Source organism: Streptomyces sp. NPDC047886 (genome assembly GCF_043204435.1).
Lineage (GTDB): Bacteria > Actinomycetota > Actinomycetes > Streptomycetales > Streptomycetaceae > Streptomyces.
The window spans coordinates 115,970-132,139 of the sequence record NZ_JBIDCF010000002.1 but is presented as its reverse complement, the minus strand read 5'-3'; the positions used below and the strand labels follow the sequence as shown (position 1 = coordinate 132,139).

17 protein-coding genes and 1 riboswitch are annotated in these 16,170 nt (G+C 71.1%); of the genes, 16 read left to right on the top strand and 1 reads right to left on the bottom strand.

Annotated elements, in window-relative coordinates; genetic code table 11:
* Positions 1 to 50: 50 nt before the first annotated feature.
* The 10 genes from lepB (ACGF5U_RS06340) (at position 51) to ACGF5U_RS06295 (ending at position 8,975) form a co-directional block, all read left to right on the top strand.
* Positions 51 to 1,151, top strand: a complete 1,101-nt coding sequence (gene lepB / locus ACGF5U_RS06340; RefSeq protein WP_392710810.1) for a signal peptidase I — start codon at positions 51 to 53, stop codon at positions 1,149 to 1,151.
* Entirely contained in the window at positions 1,036 to 2,037 is a 1,002-nt protein-coding gene (lepB, locus tag ACGF5U_RS06335; protein WP_392710809.1) for a signal peptidase I, read from the top strand. Before lepB (ACGF5U_RS06340) ends, lepB (ACGF5U_RS06335) begins: the two co-directional genes overlap by 116 nt.
* Positions 2,038 to 2,094: 57 nt before the next feature.
* Positions 2,095 to 2,835, top strand: coding sequence for a signal peptidase I (gene lepB, locus ACGF5U_RS06330; RefSeq protein WP_392710808.1), 741 nt, complete (start codon positions 2,095 to 2,097; stop codon positions 2,833 to 2,835).
* Between the two features lie 196 nt (positions 2,836 to 3,031).
* Entirely contained in the window at positions 3,032 to 3,508 is a 477-nt protein-coding gene (locus ACGF5U_RS06325; protein ID WP_392711277.1) for an NUDIX hydrolase, read from the top strand.
* A 55-nt stretch (positions 3,509 to 3,563) separates the two neighbouring features.
* Positions 3,564 to 3,872, top strand: a complete 309-nt coding sequence (locus ACGF5U_RS06320) for a DUF2469 domain-containing protein (RefSeq protein WP_055510545.1) — start codon at positions 3,564 to 3,566, stop codon at positions 3,870 to 3,872.
* Between the two features lie 125 nt (positions 3,873 to 3,997).
* The gene (locus ACGF5U_RS06315; RefSeq protein WP_392710807.1) at positions 3,998 to 4,360 is read left to right on the top strand and encodes a YraN family protein; all 363 of its coding nucleotides are present in this window, start codon (positions 3,998 to 4,000) and stop codon (positions 4,358 to 4,360) included.
* The gene (locus ACGF5U_RS06310) at positions 4,360 to 5,970 is read left to right on the top strand and encodes a YifB family Mg chelatase-like AAA ATPase (protein WP_392710806.1); all 1,611 of its coding nucleotides are present in this window, start codon (positions 4,360 to 4,362) and stop codon (positions 5,968 to 5,970) included. Before ACGF5U_RS06315 ends, ACGF5U_RS06310 begins: the two co-directional genes overlap by 1 nt.
* A gap of 142 nt (positions 5,971 to 6,112) precedes the next feature.
* Positions 6,113 to 7,282, top strand: a complete 1,170-nt coding sequence (gene dprA / locus ACGF5U_RS06305; protein ID WP_392710805.1) for a DNA-processing protein DprA — start codon at positions 6,113 to 6,115, stop codon at positions 7,280 to 7,282.
* A gap of 242 nt (positions 7,283 to 7,524) precedes the next feature.
* Positions 7,525 to 8,361 carry an RNA polymerase sigma factor WhiG gene (gene whiG, locus ACGF5U_RS06300; protein ID WP_392710804.1) on the top strand — a complete coding sequence of 279 codons (837 nt, stop codon included), beginning with the start codon at positions 7,525 to 7,527 and terminating at the stop codon, positions 8,359 to 8,361.
* A 53-nt stretch (positions 8,362 to 8,414) separates the two neighbouring features.
* Complete coding sequence (locus ACGF5U_RS06295; RefSeq protein ID WP_392711276.1) at positions 8,415 to 8,975, top strand: TetR/AcrR family transcriptional regulator; 561 nt, start codon at positions 8,415 to 8,417, stop codon at positions 8,973 to 8,975.
* A 155-nt stretch (positions 8,976 to 9,130) separates the two neighbouring features.
* On the opposite strand, the gene ACGF5U_RS06290 is transcribed toward ACGF5U_RS06295, so the two are convergent.
* Positions 9,131 to 9,634: a peptidoglycan DD-metalloendopeptidase family protein gene (locus tag ACGF5U_RS06290; RefSeq protein ID WP_392710803.1), complete on the bottom strand. Its 504-nt coding sequence runs from the start codon at positions 9,632 to 9,634 to the stop codon at positions 9,131 to 9,133.
* A gap of 255 nt (positions 9,635 to 9,889) precedes the next feature.
* Between ACGF5U_RS06290 and rpsB the strand changes: the two genes are divergently transcribed.
* The 6 genes from rpsB (at position 9,890) to rlmN (ending at position 15,806) form a co-directional block, all read left to right on the top strand.
* Complete coding sequence (rpsB, locus tag ACGF5U_RS06285; RefSeq protein ID WP_392710802.1) at positions 9,890 to 10,792, top strand: 30S ribosomal protein S2; 903 nt, start codon at positions 9,890 to 9,892, stop codon at positions 10,790 to 10,792.
* Positions 10,793 to 10,942: 150 nt separating this feature from the next.
* Positions 10,943 to 11,779, top strand: a complete 837-nt coding sequence (gene tsf, locus ACGF5U_RS06280) for a translation elongation factor Ts (protein ID WP_392710800.1) — start codon at positions 10,943 to 10,945, stop codon at positions 11,777 to 11,779.
* A gap of 160 nt (positions 11,780 to 11,939) precedes the next feature.
* Positions 11,940 to 12,704 carry a UMP kinase gene (gene pyrH / locus ACGF5U_RS06275; protein ID WP_392710799.1) on the top strand — a complete coding sequence of 255 codons (765 nt, stop codon included), beginning with the start codon at positions 11,940 to 11,942 and terminating at the stop codon, positions 12,702 to 12,704.
* Positions 12,705 to 12,870: 166 nt separating this feature from the next.
* Positions 12,871 to 13,428 carry a ribosome recycling factor gene (frr, locus tag ACGF5U_RS06270; protein ID WP_392710798.1) on the top strand — a complete coding sequence of 186 codons (558 nt, stop codon included), beginning with the start codon at positions 12,871 to 12,873 and terminating at the stop codon, positions 13,426 to 13,428.
* Positions 13,428 to 14,570, top strand: a complete 1,143-nt coding sequence (locus ACGF5U_RS06265) for a phosphatidate cytidylyltransferase (RefSeq protein ID WP_392710797.1) — start codon at positions 13,428 to 13,430, stop codon at positions 14,568 to 14,570. Before frr ends, ACGF5U_RS06265 begins: the two co-directional genes overlap by 1 nt.
* A gap of 129 nt (positions 14,571 to 14,699) precedes the next feature.
* On the top strand, positions 14,700 to 15,806 hold the full coding sequence (gene rlmN, locus ACGF5U_RS06260; protein ID WP_392710795.1) for a 23S rRNA (adenine(2503)-C(2))-methyltransferase RlmN: 1,107 nt from the start codon (positions 14,700 to 14,702) through the stop codon (positions 15,804 to 15,806).
* Between the two features lie 231 nt (positions 15,807 to 16,037).
* A riboswitch (TPP riboswitch) is annotated at positions 16,038 to 16,147 on the top strand.
* Positions 16,148 to 16,170 lie beyond the last annotated feature (23 nt).

Sequence of the window (16,170 nt, the reverse complement as noted above, 5' to 3'; positions counted from 1 at the left end):
GGGCCGGCCGGCAGCGGGCGAGCCGGCCGCCGTGGGCGGGGGAGCGGGCCATGGGTAGCCGCGGCAGGCGCGCCGGCCACCGCGCGGACACCCGGCTGCCCACCGGCTCCCGCCCGACCGACGGGGAACGGCCACTGCCCGGCCGGGCCGAGCGGCGCAGGCTGGCGCGGAAGGTCAAGCGCCGCAGGCGCCGGTCGGCGATCAAGGAGGTGCCCCTCCTCATAGGCGTGGCCCTGCTGATAGCGCTGGTCCTGAAGACGTTCCTGGTGCAGGCGTTCGTCATTCCGTCCGGCTCCATGGAGCAGACGATCCGGGTCGACGACCGGGTGCTGGTGGACAAGCTCACCCCCTGGTTCGGCTCGCGGCCGCAGCGCGGCGACGTCGTCGTCTTCAAGGACCCCGGCGGCTGGCTCCAGCAGGAGCGCAAGCCCGAGAAGGACGACCCGGTCGGCGTCAAACAGGTCAAGGAGGCGCTGACCTTCATCGGTCTGCTGCCGTCCGACGACGAGCAGGACCTGATCAAACGCGTCGTCGCGGTCGGCGGTGACACCGTCAGATGCTGCGACGAGGACGGCAGGGTCACGGTCAACGGCGTACCGCTGAACGAGCCGTACCTGCACCCCGGCAACGCGCCCTCGGAGATCAAGTTCGACGTGACCGTGCCGCCGGGGCGGCTGTTCGTGCTCGGCGACCACCGTGCCAGCTCGGCGGACTCCCGGTTCCACCTCGACGAGGAGTTCCAGGGCACCGTCTCGGAGGAGGGGGTGGTCGGACGGGCCGTCGTCATCGCCTGGCCCTTCGACCACTGGCGCCGCCTGGAAGAGCAGGAGACCTTCGCCTCGGTGCCGGACGCGCCGACCGGAACCACGACGGCACGCGGTGTGTCGCATAGTGTGTCCTCTCGGAATCCCGATGGAATCATCGGATTCATCCGGCTCCCGACCCCTGCGGAACTCCCGCTCGTTATGGGAGTGGTGGGCCTTCCCCTGCTGTGGGGCGGGCAAGTGCATGGAGTGAGGAGTGAATGTGGGGGACGTGGCGGTCGGCGCACGATCCGGGCACGACGGGCCGGAGAAGAAGCCGGAAGGGTTCGCCGAGGCTTCCCCCGGCTCTTCCGGGCAGCCCCCCGCAGAGGCGACCGAGCACCCTGAGGGCGATGACATGCCGGACGATGCCACCGGTGACCGGGAGCCCAGGAAACAGCGCTCCTTCTGGAAGGAACTGCCGCTGCTGATCGGTATCGCGCTGGTGCTGGCGCTGCTGATCAAGACGTTCCTGGTGCAGGCGTTCTCGATTCCGTCGGACTCGATGATGAACACCCTGCAGCGCGGGGACCGGGTCCTGGTGGACAAGCTGACCCCGTGGTTCGGCTCCGAGCCGGAGCGCGGCGAGGTCGTCGTCTTCCACGACCCGGGCGGCTGGCTGGAGGGCGAGACGGCCCCCGAGCCCAACGTGCTGCAGAAGTTCCTCAGCTTCATCGGCCTGATGCCCTCATCGGAGGACAAGGACCTGATCAAGCGGGTCATCGCGGTCGGCGGCGACACGGTCCAGTGCAAGAAGGGCGGCAAGGTCGTCCTCAACGGCAAGGAACTGGACGAGACCGCCTACATCTACCCCGGTTCGACACCCTGCGACGACGAGCCGTTCGGGCCGATCAAGGTGCCCCAGGGCAGCATCTGGGTGATGGGCGACAACCGCCAGAACTCGCTGGACTCCCGCTACCACCAGGAGCTCCCCGGCAACGGCACGGTCTCCAACGAGCAGGTCGTGGGCCGGGCCGTCGTGGTGGCCTGGCCGGTCACCCGCTGGTCCACGCTGCCGGTGCCCGGGACGTTCGACCGGCCCGGCCTGAGCGCCGCCGTCGCGGCCGCAGGACCCGGGGCCCTGGGCCTCGCCGGAGCGCTGCCCCTCGTCCTGTGGCGCCGCAATCGGCTGGCCGCACGGGCGGACTCCGTCGGGGCCCGCGCACAGACCGTCCCGACGGACGCGGTGGCCGCGGCCGGCGAAGGACGCGCCGCGGGGCATACCGCCCGGTAGCGACCCGCGGGTAGGGTGCCGTCCCGGATCGGACCTCCGACGACGGGGAGCACTGGGATGAGCGAAACGGTACGTACGGGCGGCCACGGCCGCCTCGGCAGCACGCTGTCGGGGCTGGCCGTGGCCGTCGGCTGTGTGCTCTTCCTCGGCGGCTTCGTCTGGGGCGCCCTGCTGTACCAGCCGTACACCGTCCCCACCGACTCGATGACCCCGACGATCACAGCCGGGGACCGGGTCCTGGCGCAGCGCGTCGACGGCGGTGACGTACGGCGCGGTGACGTCGTGATCTTCAAGGACCCGCAGTGGGGCGACGTGCCCATGCTGAAGCGGGTCGTCGCCCTGGACGGCGACAAGGTCGCCTGCTGCGACACCGACGGGCGGCTCACCGTGAACGGCACCGGGATCGACGAACCGTATCTGCGGGACCAGGACGCCGCGTCCCCGACGCGGTTCAGCGCCACGGTGCCCGACGGGCAGCTGTTCCTCCTCGGCGACCAGCGCATGAGCTCCCAGGACTCGCGCGTCCACCTCCAGGACCCCGGCCAGGGCTCCGTCCCGCGCTCGGCCGTGACCGGACGCGTGGACGCCGTGGTGTGGCCGCTCGGCGACATGGTCGAACGCCCCCAGGGCTTCGCCGCGCTCCCGGGCGGGCTGTCAGGACCGGGGCCGGTACGAGAACTGGGCCTGGCCGTGGTCGCGGGCGCCGCCCTGATCCTCGGCGGGGCGGCGTACGGGCCGGTCGCCCGGTCCCTGTCCCGGAAGCCCGGCACGGGACGGAAGGCGGCCGCGGGTGCCTGACCTGCCCGCCCCGGAGCTTCCGCCTTCGCCGGAGCTTCCGCCCGCCTCCGAGCCGCCGCCCTCGCCGGAGCTTCCGCCCGCCTCCGAGCCGCCGCCCTCGCCGGAGCTTCCGCCCGCCTCCGAGCCGCCGCCCTCGCCGGAGCTTCCCCCCGCCTCCGAGCTTCCGCCCTCGCCGGAGCTTCCGCCCGCCGACGAGCTGCGCAGGGTCGCGCGCGTCGTCCTGCTCGACCCCGACGACCGGATCCTCCTCCTGCACGGCTACGAGCCGGACGACCCCTCCGACAGCTGGTGGTTCACCCCCGGCGGCGGCCTGGAGGGCGACGAGACCCGCGAGCAGGCCGCGCTGCGGGAGCTCGCCGAGGAGACCGGCGTCACGGACGTGGAGCTCGGCCCGGTCCTGTGGCGGCGCATGTGCTCCTTCCCGTTCGCCGGGCGGCGCTGGAACCAGGACGAGTGGTACTACCTGGCACGTACGGCACAGACCGCGGTGGCGCTCGGCGAGCTGACCGAGCTGGAGACCCGCAGTGTCGGAGGGCTGAGGTGGTGGACTTACGCCGAACTGTCGGCGGCCCGTGAGACGGTGTACCCGACACGCCTCGCCGAGCTGCTGCGCACGCTGCTCGCCGAGGGCCCACCGCGTACGCCGGTGGTCCTCGCCCCGGAAATCGTCTAGGGGCGCCGGACGCTGGCGCACAATGGGGGGACGCACGGCTGAAGGGGAACATGCCATGAGCGCCGAGGACCTCGAGAAGTACGAGACCGAGATGGAGCTGAAGCTCTACCGGGAGTACCGCGATGTCGTCGGGCTGTTCAAATACGTGATCGAGACCGAGCGTCGCTTCTACCTCACCAACGACTACGAGATGCAGGTCCACTCGGTACAGGGTGAGGTGTTCTTCGAGGTCTCGATGGCGGACGCCTGGGTCTGGGACATGTACCGGCCCGCCAGGTTCGTCAAGCAGGTCCGCGTCCTCACGTTCAAGGACGTGAATATCGAGGAGCTCAACAAGAGCGACCTGGAACTCCCCAGCAGCTGACCCCCTCCCTCGGCAACCCGCCTCCCCCTCACGGGTGACCGGGTTTTCCACAACGGACCCGTTGTCCACCAAGATCCACCCATGGGCGCCCGAACCGTCACAGTCAGTGACGGAGGTGGTGCCGAATGAACGCGACCGGGGCACTCGGACAGTACGGCGAAAGGCTGGCGGCACGCCGGCTCGGCGAAGCCGGCATGGCCGTACTCGCAAGGAACTGGCGCTGCGGACGCGCCGGAGAGATCGACATCGTCGCCCGCGACGGCGACACCGTCGTCGTCTGCGAGGTCAAGACCCGCAGAGCGGGCGGCTTCGAACAACCCGCGGCCGCCGTCACACCCGGAAAGGCCGACAGGCTCCGACGGCTCGCCGCATGCTGGCTCGACCGCCACGGCGGCCCGCCACCCGGCGGCGTCCGCATCGACCTCGTCGGCGTCGTCCTGCCCCGCCGGGGCGCACCCCGCGTCGAGCACGTACGAGGGGTGGCCTGATGGGATTCGCCCGAACCTGCTCGGTCACCCTCGTCGGAGTCGAAGGCGTGGTCGTCGAAGTCCAAGCCGACCTCGAACCCGGCGTCGCCGCGTTCACCCTCGTCGGACTCCCCGACAAGAGCCTCTCCGAGAGCCGCGACCGGGTCCGCGCCGCCGTCGTCAACTCCGACGCCGAATGGCCCCAGAAGAAACTCACCGTCGGCCTCAGCCCAGCCTCCGTCCCCAAAGGCGGATCCAGCTTCGACCTGGCCGTCGCCTGCGCCGTACTCGGCGCCGCCGAACGCATCGACCCACGCACCATCGCCGACCTCGTCCTCATCGGCGAACTCGGACTCGACGGCCGCGTCAGACCCGTACGCGGAGTCCTCCCCGCCGTCCTCGCCGCCGCCGAAGCGGGATACGAACAGGTCGTCGTCCCCGAACAGAACGCGGGCGAAGCCGCCCTCGTCCCCGGCATCTCCGTCCTCGGCGTCCGCAGCCTGCGCCAGCTCATCGCCGTCCTCACCGACGACGCCGTGCCCGCCGAGGAACCGGCCGAGGAAGGCCGCCCCGACGCCATGCTCGCCGGACTCCTCGTACCCGGCGCCGGAGTCGGCACCGGACTGGCCGCCGACCCGGCCGACGGCCCCGACCTCGCCGACGTCGCCGGCCAGCGCTCCGCCCGACTAGCCCTGGAGGTCACCGCCGCCGGCGGCCACCACCTGCTGCTCTCCGGACCGCCCGGCGCCGGCAAGACCATGCTCGCCGAGCGCCTCCCCGGAATCCTTCCGACACTCACCCGACAGGACTCCCTCGAGGTCACCGCCGTGCACTCGGTCGCCGGCATCCTGCCGCCAGGACAACCCCTCGTCAGCCGCCCGCCCTACTGCGCACCCCACCACTCCGCCACCATGCAGTCCCTCGTCGGCGGCGGCAACGGACTCCCACGCCCAGGAGCCGTCTCCCTCGCCCACCGCGGCGTGCTCTTCCTCGACGAGGCCCCGGAGTTCTCCGGCAAAGCCCTCGACGCACTACGCCAACCCCTGGAGTCGGGACATGTCGTCATCGCCCGCAGCGCCGGCGTCGTCCGACTGCCCGCCCGCTTCCTCATGGTGCTCGCCGCCAACCCCTGCCCCTGCGGACGGCACAGCCTGCACGGCGCCGGATGCGAATGTCCCGCCTCCGTGATCCGCCGCTACCAGGCCCGCCTCTCCGGCCCCCTCCTCGACCGGGTCGACCTGCGCGTCGAGGTCGAACCCGTCAGCCGCTCCGAACTCATGACCCAGGGCACCGGCGAGTCCACCGCCGAGGTCGCCGCCCGCGTCCACACCGCCAGGGAACGCGCCGCCGCCCGACTCGACGGCACGCCCTGGAGACTCAACTCCGAAGTGCCCGGACACGAACTGCGCACCCGCTGGCAGCTCGCCCCCGGCGCGCTCGCCGCCGCCGAACGCGACATCGAGCGCGGACTGCTCACCGCACGCGGCCTCGACCGTGTCCTCCGCGTCGCCTGGACACTCGCCGACCTCGCGGGCCGCGACCGCCCCGAGGCCCGCGACGTGAACCTCGCCCTGGAACTCCGCACCGGCATCAGCCGAGGCGTACCGGTCACCACAGGAGGAAACCGATGACCCGGCAGGAGCGGCGTCAGCCGACACGCCCCGCCACCACCCCCACCGCCGCGCCCCGACCGGGCGACGCCGCTCTCCGCACCGCCACCCCGACTGCCGCCCCCGTCACCGCCCCGGTCGCCCCCCGCCCCCTGAGGGCGTCATGACCAGGCCCGTGACCGACGAGGAGCGCCTCGCGCGGGCCGCCCTCACCCGCGTCATCGAACCCGGCGACGAACACGGCGGGCGCTGGCTGCGCGAACACGGCCCCGCCGAACTCCTCGCACGCCTCACCGCCGACCCCTACCGCCCCGGCTCGCTCACCGGAGCAGGGGAGCGGCGCGTCGAGGGCCTGCGCACCCGCACCGCACACCTCCGGCCGCACGAGGACCTCGCGGCGGCCGAGGCGGCCGGAGCCAGATTCCTCGTACCCGGCGACCCCGAGTGGCCCGCCCCGCTCGACGACCTGGGGGACGCCCGCCCCATCGGCCTCTGGGTCCGCGGCCACCCCCATCTGCGCACCTGGGCCCTGCGGTCCGTCGCCGTCGTCGGCGCCCGCGCCTGCACGCCCTACGGGGCCCACATGGCGGGAGGCCTCGCCGCCGACCTCGCCGAACGCGGCTGGGTCGTCGTCTCCGGAGCGGCCTTCGGGATCGACGGCGCCGCCCACCGAGGCGCCCTCGGCAACGGCGGCGCCACCATCGCCGTCCTCGCCTGCGGCGTCGACACCGCCTACCCCCGTGGTCACGCCGGGCTCATCGGACGCATCGCCGAACAAGGGCTCGTCATCGGTGAACTGCCGCCCGGCGACCACCCGACACCCAGCCGGTTCATCCTCCGCAACCGCGTCATCGCCGCCCTCACACGAGGCACCGTCGTCGTGGAGGCCGAGTACCGCAGTGGCTCCCTCGTCACCGCCCGCGCCGCACAACAACTCGGCCGGCACACCATGGGCGTCCCGGGACCCGCCACCAGCGGCCTCTCCGCCGGTGTGCACGAACTGCTCCGCGGTGACGCCGCCCTCGTCACCGACGCCGACGAGATCATCGAACTCATCGGGGACATCGGCGACCTCGCACCCGCCCGACGCGGCCCCATCCTCCCCAGGGACCTCCTCGATCCCCTGGCCTCACGCGTGATCGAAGCCCTCCCGCCCCCCGGCACGACCGTCACACCACCCGATGTCGCGAGAGGCGCCGGAGCCACCGTTGACGAGGCACTCGGCAAGCTGTACGAACTCCACGCCCTCGGACACGTCGAACGCCACGGCGACGGCTGGCGACTGGCACCCGGTGCGGTGCACCGCCCGAACGCCCGGCGAGGCGGTGCTTGACCTGGCGCATTCGGGTGAAAAGGTGATTCCGATGACCTTCGCAGCTCTCCCGGCGACGCCGGAGGGGCCGGCATGCGCACCGTCGGCCCCCTTTCGAAGATGCGGCCGACCACCCGCCCGCACAGGGGGCACGATCGGGCGGCCTTCGCTCAACGCGACACCACAGTCACGCTACGCTCACCAGAATTACGCCCCTCACCCCGAACCGGCTCACCCCACAGCAGAACGGCTCAAGGCGACGCATGCCCCAGCACACCTCCGGGTCCGACCGCGCAGCGGTGCCCCCCGCAGCCCGGGGCACCGCGCGGCCGCCCGCTCCCTCGTCACTCGACGAGTTGTGGCGGTCGTACAAGGACACCGGCGACGAGCGGCTGCGAGAGCAGCTGATCCTGCACTACTCCCCGCTGGTGAAGTACGTCGCGGGCCGGGTGAGCGTGGGCCTCCCGTCCAACGTGGAGCAGGCCGACTTCGTCTCGTCCGGGGTCTTCGGACTCATCGACGCCATCGAGAAGTTCGACATCGACCGGTCCATCAAGTTCGAGACGTACGCGATCACCCGCATCCGCGGCGCCATGATCGACGAACTGCGCGCCCTCGACTGGATCCCCCGCTCCGTCCGACAGAAGGCCCGGGCCGTGGAACGGGCCTACGCCACCCTCGAAGCACAGTTGCGGCGCACCCCGTCGGAGAGCGAGGTCGCCGGCGAGATGGGCATCGCCCTCGAAGAACTCCACGCCGTCTTCAGCCAGTTGTCCCTGGCGAACGTCGTCGCCCTGGAGGAGCTGCTGCACGTCGGCGGTGAGGGCGGCGACCGGCTCAGCCTCATGGACACCCTGGAGGACACGGCGGCCGACGACCCCGTCGAGGTCGCCGAAGGCCGGGAACTGCGCCGACTGCTCGCCCGCGCCATCAACACCCTGCCCGAGCGCGAGAAGACCGTCGTCACGCTCTACTACTACGAGGGCCTCACCCTCGCCGAGATCGGCAACGTCCTCGGCGTCACCGAGAGCCGCGTCAGCCAGATCCACACCAAATCCGTCCTCCAGCTGAGAGCCAAGCTGGCCGACGTAGGGCGCTGACCGCGCGCGGGCCGCCGTACAGTGGACCCGTGCCCAGGATTCGAGCGGCCTCCGTGGCCGAGCACCGGACCATGCAACGCGGCGCCCTGCTGGACGCCGCGCGTTCCCTGCTGTCCGAAGGCGGGACGGAAGCGCTGACCTTCCCCGCCCTCGCCGAGCGCACCGGCCTCGCCCGGTCCTCGGTATACGAGTACTTCCGCTCCCGTGCCGCCGTGGTCGAGGAACTCTGCGCGGTCGACTTCCCCGTGTGGGCCGCCGAGGTCGAGGCGGCGATGCAGGGGGCCGACACCCCCGAGGGCAAGGTCGAGGCGTATGTGCGCCGGCAGCTGGAACTCGTCGGGGACCGGCGCCACCGAGCCGTCGTCGCCATCTCCGCCAGCGAACTCGACGACGGCGCCCGCGAGAAGATCCGCGCCGCGCACGGCGGCCTCGTCGCCATGATCGTGGACGCGCTCGGCCAGTTCGGCCTGGAACAGCCGCGGCTCACCGCCATGCTGCTCCAGGGCGTCGTGGACGCGGCGGTCCGCCGGATCGAACTCGGCGCCGCCGAGGACCCGGCGGCGATCGCGGACACGGCGGTGGCGATGGCCCTGCACGGCGTGCGCGGCGCCTGACAGGAACGGCCCTTCCTCGGGTCCCTCCCCCCCCGCCCCCGCCCCCTCCCCCCACCCCACCCGCCTCCCCCTCCCCTCCCCTCCCACCCGCCTCCCCCTTCCCTCCCCTCCCCTCCCCTTCCCGTCCGGGCCTTCCTCCGGTTTGTGTCGTCGGTTTATGTCGTCGTCAGCGGCAGCAGGCGTGAGGGTGGGCGGCGCAGGAGTGAGGGCGGCAGGAGCAGCAGCGGGTCGAGGTAGGTGTCACCCCGGCGCAGTCCCCAGTGGAGGCAGGCGGCTGGTGCGGTGCAGTGGGATGTGCCGGTGGTCGTCGTCACCGCGACGAGGTCGCCGGCGCGTACGTCGGCGCCTTGCGGGACCAGGGGGCGTACCGGTTCGTAGGTGGTGCGCAGGGGGACGGTGCCCGTGGCGGCGGGGAGGGTGATGGACAGGACGCCCCGGCCGCCGACGGGGCCCGCGAACGTCACGCGGCCGTCGGCCGCGGCGTGCACGGGGGTGCCTGGCGGGGCGGCGAGGTCGACGCCGCGGTGGCCTGGGCCGTAGGGCGTGGCGGGAGGTTCCCAGCCGCGGACGACGGTGGGTCGTGGCGGTCCGACGGGCCAGGTAGCCGTGGCGGCCGGGGCCAGCAGGGTCAGGATGAGTGTGAGGGTGCCGAGGTGCATGAGGGGACTGTCCCGCGGACCCGGATCGGCGCGCTGATCATGGTGGGAATCTGTGGATGACCGGCAGGTTGTGGACAGCGCCGTCACCCGGCACCGCCGGGGTCCCGTACACTTCTTCTGGCGATCCGGGTCACCGGGTCGACTTCGCACGCCCCGCCACCACCGTCAAAGGTTCGTGGCAGCGCTTTTCGGTCCCTTGTGGCACAGCGCGCCGGGGCGTCAGGAAACAACCGAGAAAACCAAGGAGATACGGCCATGGCCGTCGTCACGATGCGGGAGCTGCTGGAGAGCGGCGTCCACTTCGGTCACCAGACCCGTCGCTGGAACCCGAAGATGAAGCGCTTCATCTTCACCGAGCGCAACGGCATCTACATCATCGACCTGCTCCAGTCGCTGTCGTACATCGACCGCGCCTACGAGTTCGTCAAGGAGACCGTCGCGCACGGCGGCTCCATCATGTTCGTCGGTACGAAGAAGCAGGCCCAGGAGGCCATCGCCGAGCAGGCGACGCGCGTCGGTATGCCGTACGTCAACCAGCGCTGGCTGGGCGGCATGCTCACCAACTTCTCCACCGTCTACAAGCGCCTTCAGCGTCTGAAGGAGCTTGAGGCGATCGACTTCGAGGACGTGGCCGCCTCCGGCCTCACCAAGAAGGAGCTCCTGGTCCTCTCCCGTGAGAAGGCCAAGCTGGAGAAGACCCTCGGTGGTATCCGCGAGATGCAGAAGGTGCCGAGCGCCGTCTGGATCGTCGACACCAAGAAGGAGCACATCGCCGTCGGTGAGGCGCGCAAGCTCCACATCCCGGTCGTCGCGATCCTCGACACCAACTGCGACCCCGACGAGGTCGACTACAAGATCCCGGGCAACGACGACGCGATCCGCTCCGTCACCCTGCTCACCCGTGTGATCGCCGACGCCGTCGCCGAGGGCCTCATCGCCCGTTCCGGTGCCGCGACCGGTGACTCGAAGCCGGGCGAGAAGGCCGCCGGCGAGCCGCTCGCCGAGTGGGAGCGCGACCTGCTCGAGGGTGAGAAGAAGGCGGACTCCGACGAGGCCGCCGAGAAGCCGGCCGAGGTCGCTGCCGAGGCCCCCGCCGCCGAGGCCGCTGCCGAGGCTCCGGCCGCTGAGGCTCCGGCCGCTGAGGCCGAGCAGGCCTGAGCAGGCAGGTCCTGACCCTCGCGGGCCGGGACCCGGGCGGGTAGCTGACCCGCACAGGTTCGGTTGTCGACGGCGGGGGCCCACGAAGCCCCCGCCGTCCACCCGTAGATCTTTGTAGATCTTCCAGACTTCGAGAGAGATTCACAGATCATGGCGAACTACACCGCCGCTGACGTCAAGAAGCTCCGCGAGCTCACCGGCGCCGGCATGATGGACTGCAAGAAGGCGCTGGACGAGTCCGACGGCAACGTCGACAAGGCCGTCGAGGCCCTGCGCATCAAGGGCCAGAAGGGCGTCGCCAAGCGCGAGGGCCGCTCCGCCGAGAACGGCGCCGTCGTCTCCCTGATCGCCGACGACAACACCTCCGGTGTCGTCGTCGAGCTGAAGTGCGAGACGGACTTCGTCGCCAAGGGCGAGAAGTTCCTCTCCGTCGCCAACGCGCTCGCCGAGCACGTCGCCAAGACGAAGCCCGCCGACATCGAGGCGCTGCTCGCGTCCGAGATCGAGGCCGGCAAGACCGTCCAGGCGTTCGTGGACGAGGCCAACGCCAACCTCGGCGAGAAGATCGTCCTGGACCGCTTCGCGCAGTTCTCCGGCGGTTACGTCACGGCCTACATGCACCGCACCATGCCGGACCTGCCCCCGCAGATCGGTGTCCTGGTCGAGCTCGACAAGGAGGCCGCCGACGTCGCCAAGGGTGTCGCCCAGCACATCGCCGCCTTCGCCCCGAAGTACCTCTCCAAGGACGACGTCCCGGCCGAGGTCGTCGAGGCCGAGCGTCGCGTCGCCGAGGAGACCACCCGCGCCGAGGGCAAGCCCGAGGCCGCGCTGCCGAAGATCGTCGAGGGCCGTCTGAACGGCTTCTTCAAGGACGCGACGCTGCTCGGCCAGCCGTACGCGCTCGACAACAAGAAGTCCGTCCAGCAGATCCTGGACGAGGCCGGTGTCACCCTGAAGCGCTTCGCGCGCATCAAGGTCGGTATCTGAGCCGGTACGCGATCGACACGGGAGCCCGCTAGGGTTTCCCTAGCGGACGTCGAGCGCGCACGCGCCGTACGACCGCAGATCTGACGAGGAGGCCATTGCCGCTAGGGAGAAACAGCACCCCCGGCAATGGCCTTCTTCGTATGTGCACGAGGAGATCTCCATGAATCAGGGCGCCGCACAGGGCGACGACAACACCGGCAAAAAGACCGGCCGCTTCATGCTGAAGCTGTCCGGCGAGGCGTTCGCCGGCGGCGGTGGCCTCGGCGTCGACCCCGACGTCGTACACGCCATCGCGCGTGAGATCGCCGCGGTCGTCCGCGACGGCGCGCAGATCGCGGTCGTGATCGGCGGCGGCAACTTCTTCCGTGGCGCCGAGCTCCAGGTCCGCGGCATGGACCGGGCCCGCTCGGACTACATGGGCATGCTCGGTACGGTCATGAACTGCCTCGCGCTCCAGGACTTCCTGGAGAAGGAGGGCATCGACTCCCGCGTCCAGACCGCCATCACCATGGGCCAGGTCGCGGAGCCGTACATCCCGCTGCGTGCCGTCCGGCACCTGGAGAAGGGCCGCGTCGTGATCTTCGGCGCCGGTATGGGCATGCCCTACTTCTCCACGGACACCACCGCCGCCCAGCGGGCCCTGGAGATCGACGCCGAGGCCCTGCTCATGGGCAAGAACGGGGTGGACGGCGTCTACGACTCCGACCCGAAGGCGAACCCCGACGCGGTGAAGTTCGACGCGCTGGAGTACGGCGAGGTGCTCGCCCGTGACCTCAAGGTCGCCGACGCGACCGCCATCACCCTCTGCCGGGACAACAACCTGCCGATCCTCGTCTTCGAACTGCTGGCGGCGGGCAATATCGCGCGCGCGGTGAAGGGTGAGAAGATCGGCACTCTCGTGAGCGACCAGGGCAGCCGGAGCTAGCCGGAGTGAGCGGCCGGAAGTCAGCGGCCGCGGCCGGGGGACCCCCGGCTGCCCCGCCCGGGGATGGACAAAGCCCTGCCGGTCGGACACCGTGCAGGAGAAGACGCGACGCAGGTTCCGCGGCCCTGAGCACGTCGGGCCTCACCAAGACACGCAGGAGCAAGTGGTGATCGAAGAGACCCTCCTCGAGGCCGAGGAGAAGATGGAGAAGGCCGTCCTGGTCGCCAAAGAGGACTTCGCCGCGATCCGCACCGGGCGTGCGCACCCGGCGATGTTCAACAAGATCGTGGCCGACTACTACGGCGCCACGACGCCGATCAACCAGCTGGCATCGTTCTCGGTGCCCGAGCCGCGCATGGCCGTGGTGACCCCGTTCGACAAGAGCGCCCTGCGCAACATCGAGCAGGCCATCCGCGACTCCGACCTCGGCGTCAACCCGACCAACGACGGCAACATCATCCGAGTGGTGTTCCCCGAGCTGACGGAGGAGCGCCGCCGCGAGTACATCAAGGTCGCCAAGGGCAAGGGCGAGGACGCGAAGATCTCGATCCGCTCCGTCCGCCGCAAGGCCAAGGAGACCATCGACAAGTTCGTCAAGGACGGCGAGGTCGGCGAGGACGAGGGCCGCCGTGCGGAGAAGGAGCTCGACGACACCACCGCGAAGTATGTCGCGCAGGTCGACGAGCTGCTCAAGCACAAGGAAGCCGAGCTGCTCGAGGTCTGATGAACGACGCTTCCTGGGGGGCACCGCCACGAGGCGGCCACTGGGGTCCGCCTGACCAGGGGCTCGCTCCGGCGGCCCCGGCGGGTCCCGCCTACGATGGGCATGACGCACCGCACACTCGGCCCATGCCCATCGTGCCCGACGTCCCCGCTGGTGGAGACCAGGACGACCGAGATCGGGGGACCGCTCGGCTGAGCGGTCCCCTGTTCCGTGACGAGATGCCGCAGGAGCCCATGCCCAGCCCGCCGCCGCCGGCACCGCAGCCCCAGGAGCGCCCGGAGCCCTCGGAGCCGCGCCCGCCGCGAGGGCGGAAGGCCCAGGGGAAGAAGCGGGCCGGTCGTGACCTGCGCGCCGCCATAGGGGTCGGGGTGGGACTCGGCGCGGTGATCATCGCGTCGCTGTTCATCCAGAAGTTCGTTTTCGTCGGCGTCATAGCGGTCGCCGTCGTGGTCGGCCTCTGGGAGCTCACCTCCCGGCTGGCGGAGCGCAAGGCCATCAAGGCGCCGCTCGTGCCGCTGGCCGTCGGCGGCGCGGCGATGGTCGTGGCCGGCTACGTCCGCGGCGCCGAGGGCGCATGGGTGGCGATGGCGCTCACCGCGCTGGCGGTACTCGTCTGGCGCATGACGGAGCCCCCCGAGGGCTATCTCAGGGATGTCACCGCGGGCGTGTTCGCCGCGTTCTACGTGCCGTTCCTGGCGACGTTCGTGGCACTGATGCTCGCGGCCGACGACGGGCCGTGGCGGGTGCTGACGTTCCTGGTGCTGACCGTGGTCAGCGACACCGGCGCGTACGCGGTGGGCTGGCGGTTCGGCAGACACAAGCTGGCCCCGCGCATCAGCCCCGGCAAGACCCGTGAGGGCCTGCTCGGGGCGGTGACGTTCGCGATGGTGGCGGGCGCCCTGTCCATGCAGTTCCTGATCGACGGCGGCACCTGGTGGCAGGGGCTCGTGCTGGGCTTCGCGGTCGCGGTGAGCGCGACACTCGGCGACCTCGGCGAGTCCATGATCAAGCGGGACCTGGGCATCAAGGACATGGGCACGCTCCTCCCAGGGCACGGGGGCATCATGGACCGGCTGGACTCGCTGCTGCCGACAGCGCCGGTGGTGTGGCTGCTGCTGGTCGTGTTCGTCGGGGCCGGCTGAACACGGGAGTCGGCCGAGCCGCCGTCGGATCGGCCACGGCTCACCGCTGACCTGGGCTTTTCCCGGGAAGGGCTCGTTGTCCACAGGGCGGCGGGCCCTTTTCCGTATCTCTGCGACACTGGTAGCACCATGCCCAAGCCCGGAGAACTCACTTTCGTCGCCCCGCGCGGAGCCAAGCAGCCCCCGCGGCACCTCGCCGACCTCACGCCCGCCGAGCGCAAGGAGGCTGTCGCCGCCATCGGCGAGAAGCCGTTCCGCGCCAAGCAGCTGTCCACGCACTACTTCGCGCGGTACGCCCACGACCCCGCCGAGTGGACCGACATCCCGGCCGCCTCGCGCGAGCGGCTCGCCGGGGAGCTGCTGCCCGATCTGATGTCCGTCGTCCGGCACATCTCGTGTGACGACGACACCACCCGTAAGACGCTGTGGCGGCTGCACGACGGCACGCTGGTCGAGTCCGTGCTCATGCGCTACCCGGACCGGGTGACGATGTGCATCTCCTCGCAGGCCGGCTGCGGGATGAACTGCCCGTTCTGCGCCACCGGCCAGGCCGGTCTCGACCGGAACCTGTCCACGGCCGAGATCGTGCACCAGATCGTCGACGGTATGCGGGCCCTGCGCGACGGCGAGGTGCCCGGGGGTCCCGCCCGGCTGTCGAACATCGTGTTCATGGGCATGGGCGAGCCCCTCGCCAACTACAAGCGGGTCGTCGGCGCGATCCGCCGCCTCACCGACCCGGAGCCGGACGGGCTCGGGCTGTCGCAGCGCGGGATCACCGTGTCCACCGTCGGGCTGGTTCCGGCGATGCTGCGGTTCGCCGACGAGGGCTTCAAGTGCCGTCTCGCCGTGTCGCTGCACGCCCCGGACGACGAGCTGCGGGACACCCTCGTCCCGGTGAACACCCGGTGGAAGGTCCGCGAGGTACTGGACGCGGCGTGGGAGTACGCGGAGAAGTCCGGGCGCCGGGTCTCCATCGAGTACGCGCTGATCAGGGACATCAACGACCAGGCCTGGCGCGGCGACCTGCTCGGCCGGCTGCTGAAGGGCAAGAGGGTCCATGTCAACCTGATTCCGCTGAACCCGACCCCGGGATCGAAGTGGACCGCCTCCCGTCCGGAGGACGAGAAGGCGTTCGTGGAGGCCATCGCGGCCCATGGGGTGCCGGTCACCGTCAGGGACACCCGTGGCCAGGAGATCGACGGGGCCTGCGGTCAGCTCGCCGCCGCCGAGCGCTGACCAGAGCGCCGCCCCGGGCCCTAAGGTCTGGGCGCCGAGGGGCTGTGCCTTGAGGTCTGGCTGTGGGGCGGCCTGGGCTCTGAGGTCGGCGCCGATCACCGGGCCGAGGGTGCCGACCGCCGGGCCGAGGGCGTCGATGCCCGGGCCTGGGGGGCGGGCGTCGAGAGGCCGGGCGACCGGCCGGGAAACGGCCGGAAATCGCCCCGTTGTAGTCTGAGCTCGAACATCTGCATATTCCGACAGGGGAGCGCCACAGCGCTGAGAGTGCGGTGCCGTCAGACCGCAGACCCTCTGAACCTCGCCCAGGTCATTCTGGGTAGGAAGTTCGGTCGTTACTCGAGCTGTTGCGCCCTGCCCACCCGCC